Annotated in this window: 14 protein-coding genes and 1 other annotated feature; of the genes, 3 read left to right on the top strand and 11 right to left on the bottom strand. The window is 43.8% G+C overall.

The genetic code is table 11. The annotated features are described in order from the left end of the window. Positions 1-54 precede the first annotated feature (54 nt). The 3 genes from aspS to AR334_RS29930 form a co-directional block, all read right to left on the bottom strand. Positions 55-1,824 (bottom strand): aspartate--tRNA ligase, encoded by a 1,770-nt coding sequence (aspS, locus tag AR334_RS13825; protein ID WP_066311737.1) that lies wholly within the window; start codon positions 1,822-1,824, stop codon positions 55-57. Positions 1,825-1,827: 3 nt separating this feature from the next. Next, positions 1,828-3,102: a histidine--tRNA ligase gene (gene hisS, locus AR334_RS13820; RefSeq protein WP_066313837.1), complete on the bottom strand. Its 1,275-nt coding sequence runs from the start codon at positions 3,100-3,102 to the stop codon at positions 1,828-1,830. An 85-nt stretch (positions 3,103-3,187) separates the two neighbouring features. Next, positions 3,188-3,432 (bottom strand) — a binding site (T-box leader). A 54-nt stretch (positions 3,433-3,486) separates the two neighbouring features. Further along, the gene (locus AR334_RS29930) at positions 3,487-3,663 is read right to left on the bottom strand and encodes an RNA polymerase subunit sigma-70 (protein WP_066311734.1); all 177 of its coding nucleotides are present in this window, start codon (positions 3,661-3,663) and stop codon (positions 3,487-3,489) included. Positions 3,664-3,829: 166 nt separating this feature from the next. On the opposite strand from AR334_RS29930, the gene AR334_RS13810 reads away from it, so the two are divergent. Beyond that, entirely contained in the window at positions 3,830-5,599 is a 1,770-nt protein-coding gene (locus tag AR334_RS13810; RefSeq protein WP_066311731.1) for an SH3 domain-containing protein, read from the top strand. A 46-nt stretch (positions 5,600-5,645) separates the two neighbouring features. Here AR334_RS13810 and dtd read toward each other — a convergent pair whose 3' ends face one another. The 6 genes from dtd to AR334_RS13780 form a co-directional block, all read right to left on the bottom strand. Next, positions 5,646-6,089, bottom strand: coding sequence for a D-aminoacyl-tRNA deacylase (gene dtd, locus AR334_RS13805; protein ID WP_066311729.1), 444 nt, complete (start codon positions 6,087-6,089; stop codon positions 5,646-5,648). Positions 6,090-6,102: 13 nt separating this feature from the next. Then, the gene (locus tag AR334_RS13800) at positions 6,103-8,298 is read right to left on the bottom strand and encodes a bifunctional (p)ppGpp synthetase/guanosine-3',5'-bis(diphosphate) 3'-pyrophosphohydrolase (protein ID WP_066311725.1); all 2,196 of its coding nucleotides are present in this window, start codon (positions 8,296-8,298) and stop codon (positions 6,103-6,105) included. Positions 8,299-8,540: 242 nt separating this feature from the next. After that, positions 8,541-9,053: an adenine phosphoribosyltransferase gene (locus tag AR334_RS13795; protein ID WP_066311720.1), complete on the bottom strand. Its 513-nt coding sequence runs from the start codon at positions 9,051-9,053 to the stop codon at positions 8,541-8,543. Beyond that, positions 9,044-11,407, bottom strand: a complete 2,364-nt coding sequence (recJ, locus tag AR334_RS13790) for a single-stranded-DNA-specific exonuclease RecJ (protein ID WP_066311716.1) — start codon at positions 11,405-11,407, stop codon at positions 9,044-9,046. The genes AR334_RS13795 and recJ overlap by 10 nt, the downstream gene beginning before the upstream one ends. 113 nt (positions 11,408-11,520) lie before the next feature. Beyond that, positions 11,521-13,785 (bottom strand): protein translocase subunit SecDF, encoded by a 2,265-nt coding sequence (gene secDF / locus AR334_RS13785; protein ID WP_066311713.1) that lies wholly within the window; start codon positions 13,783-13,785, stop codon positions 11,521-11,523. A gap of 127 nt (positions 13,786-13,912) precedes the next feature. Then, on the bottom strand, positions 13,913-14,209 hold the full coding sequence (locus AR334_RS13780) for a post-transcriptional regulator (protein WP_066311707.1): 297 nt from the start codon (positions 14,207-14,209) through the stop codon (positions 13,913-13,915). Positions 14,210-14,482: 273 nt separating this feature from the next. On the opposite strand from AR334_RS13780, the gene spoVB reads away from it, so the two are divergent. Beyond that, the gene (spoVB, locus tag AR334_RS13775; protein ID WP_066311704.1) at positions 14,483-16,030 is read left to right on the top strand and encodes a stage V sporulation protein B; all 1,548 of its coding nucleotides are present in this window, start codon (positions 14,483-14,485) and stop codon (positions 16,028-16,030) included. Positions 16,031-16,069: 39 nt separating this feature from the next. Here the strand turns inward: spoVB and AR334_RS13770 are convergent, their stop codons facing one another. Continuing rightward, positions 16,070-16,729: a DUF421 domain-containing protein gene (locus AR334_RS13770; RefSeq protein WP_066311700.1), complete on the bottom strand. Its 660-nt coding sequence runs from the start codon at positions 16,727-16,729 to the stop codon at positions 16,070-16,072. An 82-nt stretch (positions 16,730-16,811) separates the two neighbouring features. Here AR334_RS13770 and AR334_RS13765 point away from each other — a divergent pair, with 82 nt between their 5' ends. Then, complete coding sequence (locus AR334_RS13765) at positions 16,812-17,318, top strand: TIGR04086 family membrane protein (RefSeq protein WP_367576359.1); 507 nt, start codon at positions 16,812-16,814, stop codon at positions 17,316-17,318. Between the two features lie 87 nt (positions 17,319-17,405). Here the strand turns inward: AR334_RS13765 and yajC are convergent, their stop codons facing one another. Further along, positions 17,406-17,684, bottom strand: coding sequence for a preprotein translocase subunit YajC (gene yajC, locus AR334_RS13760; protein ID WP_066311697.1), 279 nt, complete (start codon positions 17,682-17,684; stop codon positions 17,406-17,408).

The raw sequence follows: 17,684 nt of genomic DNA, 5'->3' as shown, positions 1-17,684 counted from the left end.
TAATCATAGCATATTTTCAGGCTGCCTTCAAGGCAGCCTAAAAGCAAATTCCAGTTATTTTTTAACATTTAATGACAAATTAAGCTCTGTCAATTGAGCAGGAGCTACCTCACTCGGGGCATCCATTAACAGGTCGCTGGCGCTTGCTGTTTTCGGGAAAGCAATCGTATCGCGTAGGTTGGTCCTTCCAGCCAGCAGCATCACCAATCGGTCAAGTCCGAGGGCAATTCCACCATGCGGAGGTGTTCCATATTCGAACGCGTTTAACAGGAAGCCGAACTGAGCCTGAGCCTCTTCAGGTGTAAAGCCAAGCACGTTGAACATTTTTTCCTGGATATGCCGCTCGAATATTCTCAATGAACCGCCGCCAAGCTCGTAGCCATTTAGAACAATGTCATAGGCCTGGGCACGCACCTTTGACGGATCACTATCCAAATATTCCAAATCCTCTCGTACCGGCATGGTAAATGGATGGTGGGCAGCAAAATAACGCCCTGCTTCCTCATCGTATTCCAATAGCGGCCAGTCCGTTACCCAAAGGAAATTGAATTTGCTCTGGTCAATTAGGCCAAGCTCTTTGCCAAGCTTTAATCGCAACGCTCCGAGCGCATCGGCCACAACAGATTTTTTATCGGCAACAAAAAGGAGCAAATCCCCTGCTGAAGCCTCCAAGGTTGCTGTTAATGCCGTGGCATCTTCATCAGTGAAGAATTTCGCAATCGGTCCCTTTAATCCTTCGGTATCAACCTTTAGCCAGGCAAGGCCTTTCGCGCCGTAAACAGCGACAAACTCCGTTAACGCATCAATGTCCTTGCGCGAGTACTTTTCAGCAGCTCCCTTTACATTGATGGCTTTCACCTGTCCACCGCTACTAACCGCTGAAGCAAATACTTTAAATCCGGATTCCTTAACGATTTCAGACAGATCAACAAGCTCAAGACCAAAGCGGGTATCAGGCTTATCTGAGCCGAAGCGACTCATCGCTTCATCATAGCTCATCCGTGGGAATGGCACGGTCACCTCAATGCCTTTGACTTCCTTCATCAACTGAGACATCATTCGTTCCATCAATTCCATGATGTCATCCTGGCTTAAGAAGCTTGTTTCAATGTCAATTTGGGTAAATTCTGGCTGGCGGTCAGCACGCAAATCTTCGTCACGGAAGCAGCGGGCGATTTGATAGTACCGCTCCACTCCTCCAACCATGAGCAATTGCTTAAACAGCTGCGGTGATTGCGGCAACGCGTAGAATTCTCCCGGATGCACACGGCTTGGAACCAAATAGTCGCGCGCCCCCTCAGGTGTGCTTTTCGTTAAAATCGGTGTTTCAATATCCAGGAATCCTTCCGAATCCAGGAAATCCCTAATTTGCTTGGTTACTCTATGGCGCATTTTTAATGTTTCAAAGATAACCGGTCGGCGGAAGTCCAAATAACGGTATTTTAGCCGGATATCCTCCGCTGCATCCGTTTTGTCGGAAATCGTAAACGGCGGTGTTTTGGCCTCATTAATAATCGTTACTTGTTCCGCCTGAACTTCGATTTTGCCAGTTTTCAAATTTTCATTTACAGTACCAGGTTCACGGGCCACGACGGTTCCGACAACATCCAATACATATTCATTACGGATTTTTTCCGCAATCGCCAAGGCATTATTGGATACCTCCGGGTTGAATACTACTTGAACAATCCCGGAACGGTCGCGCAAATCGATAAAAATTAACCCGCCAAGGTCACGTCGTCTCTGGACCCAGCCCTTTAATGTCACTTTTTCCCCTACTGCTGTTTCAGGTACTTCACCGCAAAAATACGATCTCCCAAACATGCGTTACTCCTCCTTCAACCCTTGAAAATATTGCACAACAGAATCAAGGTCCACTTCCTTTTGTTCCCCTGACGCCATATTTTTCACATTGATTTTGCTGTTTTTAAGCTCATCGTCACCAAGAATAGCCACATATTTTGCCTTTAGGCGGTCAGCGGCTTTAAACTGGGCTTTAATTTTTCGATTCAAGTAATCTCTTTCAGCAGAAAAACCGGCGAGGCGAAGCTGTTGCAACAGTCCGACCGTGTAATCCTTAGCTTCTTCTCCAAGCGCCGCCAGGTAAATATCGATGCTCTCATTCATTTCCATTTCAACGCCCTCAGCCTTTAGTGCAGCAATCAAGCGTTCAATACTAAGGGCAAGCCCAATTCCCGGTGTTTCCGGTCCACCGATTTCGTCAACCAGGCCATTATAGCGTCCGCCGCCGCACAGAGTCGTAATTGCTCCGAAGCCCTCGGCGCTGCTCATAATTTCAAATGAGGTGTGATTATAATAATCCAGGCCGCGAACGAGATTGGAGTCAACCTCAAACGGAATATCAAGCTGGGTCAAATAAGTTTTCACCTTTTCAAAATAGGCTTGCGATTCCTCGTTTAAGTAATCGAGAATAGATGGCGCCGATTTCATCAATTCGTGGTTACGGTCCACCTTGCAATCCAAAATGCGAAGTGGATTTTTTTCAAGCCGGTTTTGACAGTCTTTGCAAAACTCTCCAATTCTTGGTTTGAAGTGATTGATTAACGCCTCTCGGTGAGCACTGCGGCTTTCCTTGTCGCCAAGACTGTTGATAATCAGCTTGAGCTTCGTCAAGCCCAATCCCTTATATAGGTTCATCGCCAGGGAGATGACTTCGGCATCTATTGCCGGATCATTGCTTCCAAGCGCCTCGATTCCAAATTGGACAAATTGGCGGAATCGGCCCGATTGCGGGCGTTCATAGCGAAACATCGGTCCCATATAATAAAGCTTTACAGGCTGATTGGCATAGCCAAACATTTTTTTCTCGACAAATGCTCGTACCGTTGAGGCAGTGCCCTCGGGCCTTAATGTAATGCTCCTGCCGCCACGGTCTTCGAATGTATACATTTCCTTTTGAACGATATCTGTGGTATCACCCACACCCCGTGAAAACAGCTCCGTATGCTCAAAAATCGGTGTCCGAATTTCTTTATATTGGTACTTTTCACAAAGCTCACGCGCCTTCGTTTCAATCAGCTGCCACAGCTCCACTTCGCCTGGCAAAATATCCTGCGTCCCTCTTGGTAAGCTAATTGACATAGCAGAAAGCCCTCCTTCTTTTTTTCCTTTTTTATGTATAGCGGACATTTTTTCCAAATAAAAAAACTCCCATCCCTTGTATAAAACAAGGGACGGAAGTTTGCTTCCGCGGTGCCACCCTAGTTGAAAGGCCAAAAATTGCGTAAGCCTTTCCTCTCAAACAGTTAACGCCTGTCACGTTCTTCTCCTACTAGAGACCAGATCTTTTTCAGAGAGAAACCTACGGAGTGTTCCTTCATTAAGATTCATGCGGAAATACTTTCAGCCCGGGGCATTTCCTCTCTTTTCATGGATTTCGCCTTAACTACTATGCTCCATCATTGGTTCAGATAATTTCATTATTTAATAATAATACGGAGCATCGTCGGCAATGTCAAGCAAGAATTATGATCTTTCCAGCCGTTTTTTTAACTTTCTGACATCGCGCATCGATAATCCAAATTCAGAAGCAAGCTCAAATGTCCCTGAGTGCTGCTCTTTCTGAATAAAATCATGAAAATCCACCCCGAACAACCGTCCATCCATTGATTGTATGTTTGAAGCTTTGTCGCTTGCTCTCATGGCTAATCCCCCCTGATTGGACTTCCTATTATGCTTATTATTTCCAAACAGGGTAAATTCATTCGCTAATCCATCGCAATTTATTATTATATGGCCGAAATTGGCAATTTAGGAATGATTTTCAGTAAACTTTACGTTAAAATGAATTTTAAGAAGGAGGTTCACGATGACAAAAAAGTTAAGTTTACTGGTATTATCCGTTATTCTCATTTTCGGAGCCTTCCTGCCGCAAGAAAAAATGGAGGCTGCAGGTGGTTCGGTTGTCATTGCATCTGATACCGTCAATGTCCGTACCGGACCCGGTCTAAGCTATCCATTGGCGAAAAAGGCAGTACGAGGGGAAAAATATCCAATCGTTAAAGAAAAAGGCGATTGGATCCAAATTCAGCTTTCACTCGGGAAAACAGGCTGGGTCGTCAATTGGCTCGTTACAACCGATAAAGATAACACTGTGAAGGCTGCAACCGTTATAGAAAAAAATCAAGCCAAAGCCAACACTGGTCAGTTAAGGGTTCGCTCAGGTCCTGGGACAAGCTTTCAAGTGGTCGGTTCGTTAAGCAAAGGGCAAGATGTGACCATCCTCAGCCAAAACGAAAACTGGTATAAAATCTCATCCTCGTTTGGCGAAGGCTGGGTATCCAAAGAGTACATAAGTATTACATCTGTTAAACAGGAATCAAGTGCAACACCTGCCGCTGCCAAGGTGGCTGGTACAGCAGTGGTGAGTACCGACACATTAAATATTCGCAAGGGGCCCTCTGCGTCAAGCACCATTGTCGGCAAGCTGACAAAAGGGACAAGCGTTACAATCTTATCCAAACAAAACGACTGGGCTGAAGTCAGCTATCTAAAAGTAAAAGGATGGGTTAATGCCAAATATCTGGACAACCAAAGTGATGGTGTGAAGACGGCCGCCAAGAAGTCGACGAGCGATTTAAAAGGTACGGTAACAGCCTCAAGCCTTAGTGTCCGGTCTGATGCTTCATCAGATTCGAACGTAATCGGAAACGTTACCAAAGGACAAAGCTTTTCCATACTTGAGGAAAAAAATAATTGGCTGAAAATAGAGTACCAGTCTGGGAAGGTTGGCTGGGTTGCGGCATGGTATCTTGACCAGAGAAAAAATACAAAGCCCGTTTCTACTGAACAAGGAAAAACTGAACCTGAGAGTTCGATCACCATTCTGCAAAATGGATCAAATATTCGAACGGAGCCAAACACCCAATCTGACGTACTGCTTCGCGCCAATGAAGGAGACACCTTTCAAGTGAGCGGGGTAGAAAATGATTGGTATCAAATTAATTTAAAGGACGGCAGCACTGGATATATTGCCGGATGGATTGTCTCTGCCAACGGTACTGTGCCTCGTATCGAGAAGTCGGGTGCCGGTGGATATTTGAAGAATAAAACGATTGTTGTTGACCCTGGACACGGCGGCAGGGACGGAGGTACAACAGGAGCCAGCGGTACATTGGAGAAAGACCTTACCCTCCGCACAGCGAGACTTTTATACGATAAATTAAGGGCGGCAGGAGCGAATGTGTATTTGACACGCAACAGCGATACATTTATTTCACTACCATCAAGGGTAAGCATGGCCCATTCGAAAAATGCCGATGCGTTTATTAGCTTGCATTTTGACGCCAACGAAGACAGAAGTGCACGCGGGATAACCGGGTATTATTATCATGTTTACCAACGAAAGCTGGCGGAAACCCTTTATGCATCCGCGGTCGGGAAAACGAAACTGGGTGACCGCGGCGTTGCCATTGGCGATTACCATGTCATCCGTGAAAACAATCAAAAAGCAGTTTTGATGGAGTTAGGGTTTATCAGCAATCCTGAGGAGGAAATGACTGTTAAAACAGGCAGCTACCAGGAAAATGCAGCATCCGGGTTGTATGAAGGACTGGCAAGATATTTTAAAGAAAGTTAGCAGAAAAAAATAAAGGCTTGGCGCCTATTATGTGCCAAGCCTTTCTCTATGCTTTACTCTCAATTATTAATGTAACTGGACCGTCGTTGATTAATTGAACATCCATCATCGCGCCAAAGACACCTGTCTCAACGTGAATCCCTTTTTCACGAAGCAGTTTGTTAAAGGTCTCATAAATCCCAATTGCATATTCAGGTCTTGCCGCGTCAATGAAACTGGGCCTTCTGCCTTTACGGGTGTCCCCATACAGTGTAAATTGGGAGACCGACAGGATTTCACCGCCAACATCCAGCAGTGATAGATTCATCTTCTCGTCAGCATCCTCAAAAATTCTTAGGTTGGCCACTTTATCGGCAAGATAGGCTGCGTCCTCTTCTTTATCATCGTGGGTGACGCCAACCAAGAGAACAAGTCCGCTCTTGATTTGCCCCTTAACTTCTCCTGCGACAGTGACACTTGCCTGCTTACTGCGTTGAACAACTATTCGCATCCTCTAAAACTCCTTAGTTCATCATTCGGCGCACCGAATAAATATCCGGGATTTGTTTAATTCGGTCAACGACCTTTTGCAAGTGGCTAACGTTATGAATCGCGATTGACATATTGATTGTCGCCATTTTATTGCGGTCGGTTTTTCCCGAAACAGCCGAAATATTGGTTTTCGTTTCGTTAACTGCCTGCAGGACCTCATTCAGCACTCCGCGGCGGTCATAACCGCTGATTTCAATATCAACGTTATATTCCTTGCGGTCATTTAACGCGGATTCCCACTCAACCTGAATCAGTCTTGACTGGGCATCGCCTGAATCAATATTGGTACAGTCGGCACGATGCACAGACACCCCACGGCCTTTCGTAATATAGCCGACAATTTCATCGCCTGGAATTGGATTACAGCACCTTGACAGACGAATCAATAAATTGTCAATCCCTTGAACCCGGACACCGGACTCCCGCCTTTTAGCCGTCGGAAACGCCTTTAAGTCGGTGATGGCATTTGTAATACTTGCGGACTGTTCCTGGTCGCGTTTTTTGCGCCATTTTTCTGTGAGACGGTTGGCTACCTGCAGGGCAGTGACTCCGTTGTAGCCCACAGCTGCATACATATCTTCCTCGCTGGAAAAATTAAATTTTTCGGCTACTTTTTTTAGATTATCAGCCGTCATAATTTCTTTAATGTCAAATTCCATGTTGCGGATTTCTTTTTCAATCATTTCCTTGCCTTTTTCGACATTCTCTTCACGACGCTGCTTCTTGAAAAAGGCACGAATCTTGTTTTTCGCCTGTGAAGTTTGGGCAAGCTTTAGCCAATCCTGGCTCGGACCGTAGGAGTGCTTGGAAGTTAAGATTTCAATGATATCGCCGGTTTTAAGCTTATAATCCAGCGTCACCATTTTGCCGTTCACCTTTGCCCCAATCGTTTTATTGCCAATTTCGGAGTGAATCCGGTAGGCAAAATCAATCGGGACTGAACCGGATGGCAATTCAATGACATCCCCTTTTGGGGTAAATACGAATACCATGTCGGAAAACAAGTCAATCTTTAATGATTCCATAAATTCTTCCGCATTCGCGGTATCATTTTGGAATTCGAGAATTTCTCTGAACCATGTCAACTTTTGTTCAAAAGTAGAGCTGTCATTGATTGCCTTTCCCTCTTTATAAGCCCAGTGGGCGGCAATCCCGAACTCGGCAATCCGATGCATTTCAACCGTTCGAATTTGCACCTCAAGCGGGTCGCCCTTCGGCCCAATGACAGTGGTATGCAACGATTGATACATATTCGGCTTCGGCATCGCAATATAGTCCTTGAATCGTCCTGGCATTGGCTTCCAGCAGGTGTGAATAATCCCCAATACCGCATAACAGTCCTTTATGCTATTGACGACAATTCGGACAGCAAGCAGATCATAGATTTCGCTGAATTGCTTGTTTTGGAGTGCCATTTTTCGATAGATGCTATAAATATGCTTTGGACGTCCTGAAATCTCCGCTTTAATGGAAACCTCACCCATCCGCGCCTTTACTTCTTCAATAACATCCTCAAGATATTGCTCGCGTTCTGCCCGCTTCTTTTTCATCAGATTGACAATCCGGTAGTATTGCTGCGGATTCAAATATCTAAGCGCAGTATCCTCCAACTCCCACTTAATCTTGGAAATCCCCAGACGGTGTGCCAAAGGGGCGAAAATTTCAAGTGTTTCATTTGAAATCCGGCGCTGTTTTTCCAACGGAAGATGCTTGAGTGTCCGCATATTATGCAAGCGGTCAGCAAGCTTAATCAAAATAACCCGGATGTCCTGGGCCATAGCCACAAACATTTTCCGGTGATTTTCCGCCTGCTGCTCCTCATGAGACTTATATTTAATTTTTCCCAGCTTTGTAACCCCGTCAACAAGCATTGCCACTTCGTCATTAAACTCGGATTCGATATCCTTTAAGGTTACACTTGTATCCTCAACGACGTCGTGAAGAAAACCAGCGGCAACCGTTGCCGGATCCATCTCCAAATCTGCCAGTATCCCAGCAACTTGGATCGGATGAATAATGTAGGGCTCGCCGGATTTTCGATATTGGTCACGATGAGCATGTTTGGCGAATTCATACGCCTTTTTTACCATTTCAACATGCTCTTCGTTCAAATATGTTCTTGTCTTGTCGATGACTTGGTCGGCTGTTAACACTTGATCATTCGCCATGAAATCACCTTTATTTTTGACTAAAGTACGAGTCGGTATTTTATATATCATTTCATTCTATGAAAAATCGTTCCTAAATTAGAATGATTGTTACTATTATCGAAAAAAATGGCGGAGATGTAAAGAGATAAAGACTTTTTTCTGCAATTTATATGATTTTTGTCGAATTTTCCAATGAAAACAAACTTTATTAAAACTATATAAAGAGAGCACTCTTGCTCCCGAGTGCCCCTAAGAACTTATTAATAGTGCATTAATGTTAAGATATCATAACCTTCAAGCTTGTTGCGGCCTTCCAAATAAGATAATTCCACCAGAAAGGCAATTCCCGCAACAACGCCGCCCAGCTGTTCTACCAATTGTATTGTTGCATCAATCGTGCCGCCAGTTGCCAGTAAGTCGTCGGTGATCAGCACACGCTGGCCAGGCTTAATCGCATCCTTGTGAATCGTCAAAACGTCTTTTCCATATTCGAGGCCATAGCTGACTTTTATCGTTTCGCGTGGCAGCTTTCCTTCCTTACGCACTGGGGCAAAACCTACTCCGAGAGCATAAGCGACCGGACAGCCAATAATAAATCCACGTGCCTCAGGACCGACAATGATATCAATATTTTTATCTTGCGCGTATTCGACAATTTGATCTGTTGCATATTTATAGGCTGCACCATCGTTCATTAATGGCGTAATATCTTTGAAAACAATACCCTGCTTTGGATAATCCGGTACAATAGCCACAAATTGTTTTAAATCCATTCCTTAACTGCCTCCTCAAGCTTAACAGGCTCTTCAATCAGTGTATCAAACAAGGCTTTCAACTCCTGGAAGGAAGAAAACAGCAGTTCTTTTTCCAGTTCATATTGCTCCTGTTTTAATTGATAGGTTCTCGAGTCTGTTAAATCGCGCTTCTGCGCCGACCTGTTTAGTGTGATAAATCCATTGTTAATTGTAACAAAATCCAGTTCATAAAACACCTTTGACATAAATTTAATTGTTTCCTGCGACCAGCCTCTCGCTTTTGCAATATCCGCACCGTAACGTCTTAAGTCAATCGGTCCTTTTTTGAGCAGAAATGCATAGTACCATTTAAAGTGTTCGCGGGTTGGAACAGTGCTGAAGAAATCGCTGGATTCCTTGTAAAAATAAGTGTATATTCGCGCCGGCTGTTTCCCCTTCAATAACTGTGTCAGCATGTTTTTTGTTGTCGGAAAGTCTGCCAATACAAGATTGGCCTGGTGACAATCAAAGCGGACCGCCTCATCGGAATTTTGAATCAGGGCGGCATCATCTTTTAATATAGGGCTGATTTTTTCGAAATGGTCCTGGTTAAAAAAAACAATCTTCCTGGCTTCGACAGGAACAGCATCCACAATCGAGTGAAGCCGCTTTTGGCCGCGGAAATCAAATAACTGCCACTTAGGAATAGCGATGTCATGAACAAAAATTTGCGGTTTACGTATATTGTTCCATTCATTAACGGATAATTCCCCAATTAATGAAATTTTTGATACAGGAGAGATTTCATCAACCAATGGCCCCAAACCAAAGCCGACCCCATCCAAATTGGCACCATTATCATTGAGTAATATCTTTAAATGGTTTTGGTCGCTGCCTATTTTCTTGATGCTGGTAATGTTAACATTGTTTATTAACACCTTGGGCTTGGAATTGTCCATCCCAAAGGGGGCAAGCAAATTCATTTCTTCTAATGAGCCAAGATTAATATCCTCAAGATGAACCTCCTCATCAAGATAGGTCACCGGAATAAAATCCTCATCCGCTAAAGTTTCAGCGGCTAGGTGATTTAATCTTTCCCTTAACTCGGGAACATCATTTATGCTGAGCGTCATCCCAGCGGCTCCCGGATGCCCGCCAAAATGAGGCAAAATATCTCGGCAGGTTGACAAATTATGAAACAAATCAAATCCCGGAATGCTTCTCGCAGACCCTTTGGCAAGGCCTTTTTCGGAATCAAAGCTGAGAACGATCGTCGGCCGGAAGTATTTTTCGACAAGCCGGGAAGCGACAATGCCGATTACCCCGGCATTCCAGCCTTCCCTCCCGATGACAAGCACTTTGTTGGCAGGATCCGAGTACTTTGATTCCACTTCTTCCATTGCTTCTTCAGTAATCGTATTGACAATGGTTTGGCGCAATTTGTTAAGCTCATCCATTTCCTGCGCCAATTCTTCCGCTTCGGCGGGGTCATCAGTAAGAAACAGCCGAACAGCCAGCTCTGCGTCTTCCAGGCGGCCTACAGCATTGATTCTTGGTGCCAATGTAAATCCTACCGTTTCTTCGTTAACGGTCATTGGATTTATACCCGCTATTTTCAAAATGGCTTTTAGCCCGATTGTTTGGGTGGTTTTTAACTTTTCAAGACCTTTCTTGGCAATCAGGCGATTTTCGCCAGTTAACGAAACCAGGTCCGCAATAGTGCCAATAACGGCAATTTCCAATAAGTGCTCTGGAAGCCTGCCATAAAGGGCATGGGCCAATTTAAACGCAACGCCTACCCCTGCCAAGTCACGAAACGGGTATTGGCTGTCAGGAAGCTTGGGATGAATGATGGCCAAAGCTTCTGGTAAAACCGGTCCAGGTTCATGGTGGTCGGTAATAATCAGGTCAAGGCCAAGCTCTTTGGCAACAGCACCTTCGTGGACAGCGGATATGCCCGTGTCTACTGTAATAATCAATTTTATTCCTGCCTCCGCTGCTTGGCGGAACGCAGGTTCATTTGGGCCATAGCCTTCTGTAAACCGATTAGGTATATAAAATTGGACATTCGCTCCCAAATCACGAAGAGTAATCATCATAACTGAAGTGCTGCTGACACCATCGGCGTCGTAATCACCAAAAATGAGAATTGGCTCATTTTTTTCAATTGCTTCCCGAATCCGGTTAACGGCCAGATCCATTCCTTTTAGTAAATACGGGTCATGGAATTCATCCTTAGCAAATAAAAAATACCGTGCAGATTCAACGGTATCGAAGCCACGATTGACAAGCAGCGATGCAACAAAGGGTGTTATTTTCAATTCATTTTCCAGCTTTTTTGCTAGATGCTGGTCAGATTTACGAACAATCCATCTTGTTTTCGACTTTAACATGCATGTTTCACCCCTCAGACTTTCTTATTATACAGGAGTAGAAACCGGCTTTCAATGAGGATATTATTTGAAAAATAAAAACCGCAGAAGGCTGCGGTTTTTACTGAAAGTCATTAAACTTGTGGCTGATCGGAATATTTCCGTTTTTCTTTGACGGTTTTGATCACGCCTTTTTTCTTAAGTTCGCGGGTTTTAAACACATACCATAGCGGACCGGCGATACAGATGGATGAATATACACCTGCAATCAAGCCAACGAACAAGGCGATTGAGAAGTTCAGAATGGATTCACTGCCGAAGAAGATTAAGGCGACGACAGTAACCAGCACAGTCATTACGGTATTGACCGACCGGTTTAAGGTCTGCCGAATACTGACGTTTAGAACTTCAGCAATATCTTCATTTGTTTTAAGTCGCTTTCTCTTCTGCATGTTCTCACGCATCCGGTCGAAGGTAACAATCGTATCGTTAATCGAATAACCGACGATTGTCAGGACTGCCGCGATAAACGTTAAGTCCACCTCAAGCCGAGTGATGCTGAAAAAGGCTACCATAAAGAAGGCATCGTGGAGCAATGAAACAATTGCGGAAATTGCCATCGCCCATTCGAAGCGAACTGTAACATAAAGGACAATCCCGAGGGAAGCGATAAGCAGCGCAATAACTCCATTTTTGGCGATTTCTTTACCAACAGTCGGAGAAACCGTGCTTACATTTGGCTCGTTGCCGAATTCAGTCTTCAATTCAGCTTTTAGCTTAGCAATTTCATCCTTTGTCAAGACCTCTTTAAGGCGTGCAGAGGCCCGTTCGTTTTTATCGCCGGAAATTAAAATATCATCCGGTTTGATGTTATGCTCATTTAAAACAGTTTCTACCTTTTGGGTAGTTAATGGTTGGTTCGATAATACCTCGATCCGAGTTCCATTGGAAAAATCAATGGACAAATTAAGACGGAAAACAAGTAACAAAACAATCCCAAGCGCTAACAAAGCACCTGAAACAATGAAGAATATTTTTCTCGTTTTAACAAAGTCCAGCTTGTCCCATCTCGTAGGAAGATCCAACGTATCAAAGTTTTCGGAAATATCATGGATCGCTGATTCCTTGACAGCAAACCAACTCTTCCTTTTATTTAAGAATCCGCTGTGAACCCATAAAGCAAGAAATAGCCTCGATAAGAATACTGCGGTTAAAAAGCTCAACGCGATACTGACTAAAAGCATTGTCGCAAATCCTTTAATGGAGCTTGTTCCATAGAAGAATAGGACAGCAGCTGCCAAAATCGTCGTTAAGTTCCCATCTAGAATGGACGAGAATGAGTTTTTGCTTCCGGCCTGGAACGCGGACTTAACCGACTTGCCGACCTTCAGTTCTTCGCGAATCCGTTCATAGGTAAGAATGTTGGCATCTACCGCCATCCCGACCCCTAGAATAAGGGCCGCTATGCCCGGCAGCGTTAAGACAGCATTCATCCAATCAAAGACTAGTAGCACTAAGTAAATATAAACCGATAAGGTGACCGTTGCGATAAATCCGGGAAAACGGTAATAAACAAGCATAAACAAATAAATGAGGGCAATCCCGATAAGACCAGCCAGAATTGTCTTATTTAACGCCTGCTCACCAAATTGCGCCCCGACGGAAGTTGAGTAAACCTCCTTCAGTTTAACAGGGAGGGCACCGGCGTTTAACAAGGAAGCCAATGTTTGCGCTTCTTCCGCTGTAAAGCTTCCGACAATAGAAACGGTATCCTGGTTAAACACTTGATTTACAGTTGGTGCCGATAAATATTTTGGCTTTTCTTTTGTGATTTCAGATTTAAAGGAGTCTTTTCCTTCCTCAAAATCCATCCAAATAACCAGAACATTATTTGGTCTCATATTGACTATATCTTGGGTAACCTTACGGAACTTGTCAGCACTTTTTAATGTCAATGAAACACTTGGTGCTCCGTTTTCATCAAACGTCTGCTTGGCTCCGCCTTCCTTCAAATCTGTCCCGTCCATCATCAGTTTATCATTGGCATCACGGAAGGTCAGGTTCGCTTGTGTTGACAGGATTTCCCTGGCTTCATTTTGGTCCTCGACACCAGCAAGCTGAACGCGGATCCGGTTTGAACCTTCAATTTGAATATTAGGTTCACTTACACCGAGAACATTGATCCGTTTATCAAGCGCCTTGGCAGTACTGGCCAATACATCACTATCAATTTTTTGGCCCTTTTTCGCAGGCTGTACTTCGTAAAGTACTTCAAAGCCCCCCTGCAAGTCCAATCCAAGCTTGATGTTTTTCAGAATTCCATTTGTTGTTACTCCCATTGTGCTTCCCAATAATACAAGGATTAACAGGAAGGCGACAATTCGACTGCGTTTTACCATTATGTATTGTTCCTCCTTAGTACGCCATGCAAAAGGCACTTACAAAAGCTGCAAAAAAATAAAAAAAGTCACTGCTACCATTATGGAATAACTCACAAAGAGTGTCAATTTACAAAAAATTGAATCCTTATTTCAATAATTCACTTAACTCGTTTTCATCTTCAAATGAGAACTCAGCCGTTTTATAGGCTTCGATTTGTGCATAGCTTAGATAATCGCTGACTTTCACCGAGAGGATGTCCTGGATGACCTCAAAAAGCTTCGCTTCTTCTTTTGCCTTGCGCCATTTCTTCTTGATTAAAAATTCCCAAAATTCCTGCTCTGTAACCGCGTCATACCCAAGCAGGCGAAACTCTTCCAATTTGCTGATGATTGCCGGTTGTACCTGTGTGCGCAATTCATCATGCCCAAGGCTATGTTCCATGTCATCTTCCCCCTCGGAGAAACTCTCCCGATATAATAAAGTGAAACTTCAATCAGTGGGGGTTTTTTCCATGCCCCACTGATTGTTAGTTGAACCAATCGGACATTTACGGGCAGTTATCCCCCACCTATATTCTTTAATTCGTCTAGTTTTACTGCCCGTTAATGTGGGATAAAAATACAAAAAGCCGGACAACTTGTCATGCTTTGTCCACCATGGTGCATATAGTTAATTGTATATGATTTCGCCTATTTTGAGAAGGTGGGAAGTGGAATGTCTAAGTTTTTAAAAGGGACTTTCATCCTGTTGATTGCCGGATTAATTACACGAGTCCTTGGTTTTATTTATCGGATTGTCCTCGCGCGCAGCATTGGCGAAGAAGGCGTCGGTTTATATATGATGGCTTATCCAACTTTTATTCTTTTAGTAACGATTGTCCAGCTCGGGCTGCCAGTGGCCATCTCAAAAAATATTGCCGAGGCGGAGGCAAAGAAGGATTATGGTGAAATTAAAAAAATACTTGTCGTATCCCTTTCTATAACCATTTCGTTGTCGCTTATTCTTACACCAGCATTAATCCTATTGGGCCCCCTTTTATCTACAACACTTTTTACGGATGATAGGACGTATTATCCTTTAATGGCGATTATTCCTGCCGTTCCCATTATCGCTGTTTCATCCGTATTAAGAGGCTATTTCCAAGGACGGCAGAATATGCGGCCGTCGGCGTTTTCACAGATTTTGGAGCAGCTAGTTAGAATTGCATTAATTGCATCCGTTACAAAAGCTTTTTTTCCCTACGGTGTCGAATATGCTGCAGCAGCGGCAATGGCCGCATCCGTCATTGGCGAGCTGATTTCGCTTATTTACCTGCTAACTACCTTCAAATTGAAAAAACGCTTTAAATTACGGAAGAATTTCTTCCAATTTGTCCATAAAGGAAAACGAACATTCAATGATTTAATGAGTATCGCGTTACCGACGATGGGGAGCAGAATGATTGGTTCGGTCGCTTGGTTTTTCGAACCGATCGTGGTGGCCCACAGCCTGGCTATTGCAGGTGTACTCGCCATGGATGCAACAAAGCAATACGGCGCTTTAACTGGCTACGCGATGCCGCTGTTAATGCTGCCGTCCTTTGTTACCTTTTCATTGGCAACCTCACTTGTTCCGGCAATTAGCGAGGCAAATTCAGTGAGAAACTTTAAATTGATTGAATACCGGCTGCAGCAGGCATTGCGCTGGACCTTTCTAACGGGCGGACTGGCCGTGATTGTTCTTTATGTACTGGCCGACCCGCTTATGCAGCTGATGTACGGTTCCAACAAAGGTTCCTACTTCATTCAGCTGATGGCTCCTTTCTTTTTGTTTTATTACTTTCAGGGTCCCCTGCAGGCCGTTCTCCAGTCGTTAAATCTGGCAAGAGCGGCGATGATTAATAGCCTGATTGGGGCGGTTGTAAAAACGGGGGTTATCTTCCTATTAGCCTCCCAAGCCTCTTTCGGGATTACCGGGGCAGCTCTAGGGATTATCGTCGGTTTTGTCCTGGTGACCATTCTGCATTTTGCCACCGTGTTAAAAAAAGTGTCCATTTCCTTGTACATTCGTGACTATGCAAAAGGGTTTATCGCCATGGGCGCTGCCGGCTGGCTTGGGTATTGGATATTTGAACATGTTTTTATTGCGGAGCATTTAGCAGTTCGAGTGCTATCCTCCGCTACCGGAATGGGAATAGCCTATCTGGCCATGTTACTGGTATTAGGGCTGATTAAACGGGAAGAACTGCAGCGCATCCCCTGGATCGGCAGCCTGTTTGCCTGAAAAGTAAGGAAGACACGCCTACGGTTAATTGGCGTGTCTTTATTGTTCATCCATTAGGTCAACGAAAAATTTTCCATTCTCATAGCTGCAAAACGAAATTTTTTTTATATCCCGATATCCTTGCTTTTTCAATTCTTGGCGCAGCCAAAGATTCGTTTTGTTAATTTTTCGCAAGTTTTCCTCGTCAATCGTTCCATCTAGGATTAACGGAATCGTGATATCTCCGGATTTTGTTTCATTGTTTGTCTTTAGCTTTTCGATGACAGACAAACTTCCCGAAGACTCCAAGATGGCAAATTCAACATCACCAATGCTTCGGATATTTTTCTCTCGAAGCTGGGTCAGTAAATCGTCAAAATTATATCGCTGTTTCCGCATCGCATCCTCATCGACTTTTCCCCTGTTAATAATAATGCTCGGTTTCCCGTCTACCAAATCGCGAAATTTTTTACTTTTTAAAGAAAAAAAAGCCATTGAAATTTGGATGAGCATTAAAATGACCATGGGCAGGATTGCATCGAATATCCGGACGTTTGGCCGCTCAATCGCCACAACAGCCAATTCGCCAATCATGATAAACACAACAAGGTCAAGAATACTTAATTCGCCAATTTCACGTTTGCCCATTACCCTGAAAATAATATGGATTAATATATATAAGATAAGAGTTCGAAAAATAATCTGCAAAAAATTCTCCACAGCTGCTCGCTCCTTTTCATGATTCAATTATATAGTGTCTACAACACTTGAAGATTCATGAAAGGAATTACCTTCCAAAAAAGTGAAAATTTTAATTCTACTTTGGGACACCCCTGAATACGCTTGTACTAAGAAAGAATCTGTTTTTCCGGGGCAAAGTTTATTATCAGTCTGCCGGATGCGGAAGGGGGAGAGAAAAATCGAATCAAGAAGCTTTGGTACTGCGATACTGTATGGATTGATTTTTATCTTTGGCTTTGCAGTTGTCTGCAGCCTGATTTTTTCCTTAATTCTTAGGTTCACATCCACCCAAGAATCTACGCTTCAATATATTGTGACAGCTTTATCTTTTATCGGACTTTTTGGGGGCGGGTTTCTATCAGGAGGCAAGAAAAAGGAAAAGGGCTGGCTTATTGGCGGGTTAACTGGCCTCGTTTACTCGTTTATTGTCTTTTTATTTCAATATCTGGGCTATGACCGCTTGTTTGATGCCGAGCAGGTCATTTATCATACCTGCTACACATTAATTGCGATGATGGGTGGCATTTTGGGGGTTAATATTGCGAATAGCAATTCCAGAACCGCGTAAAACGGAAAAAGGAAGCCATTCCATTTGAGGAGGGCTTCCCTTTTTTAAAATCGTTTAGCTCCAAAGCCTAAAGGCCCGATTTACAATTTAAACTTCGGCCGTTTTCGCAGATTCCGTAACTTCACGGATCGCAGAACGGTCGTATGTAAGACGGCTGCCGTCTCCGCACTTAATCACGACTTTATTTTCATCGATAGAGTCAATAAAACCATGCAAGCCGCCAATCGTGACGATTTTGTCACCCTTCTTCAAATCGCTTTGCATTTGCTGAACCGCTTTTTGGCGTTTCTGCTGGGGACGAATTAATAAGAAATAAAACAATACAAACATTAAAATTAATGGAATGAGTGTACTTGCTCCCTGCAT

The organism is Bacillus sp. FJAT-29814 (genome assembly GCF_001510715.1).
GTDB lineage: Bacteria > Bacillota > Bacilli > Bacillales > Cytobacillaceae > Neobacillus.
This window is presented reverse-complemented; position numbering and strand designations above follow the sequence as displayed.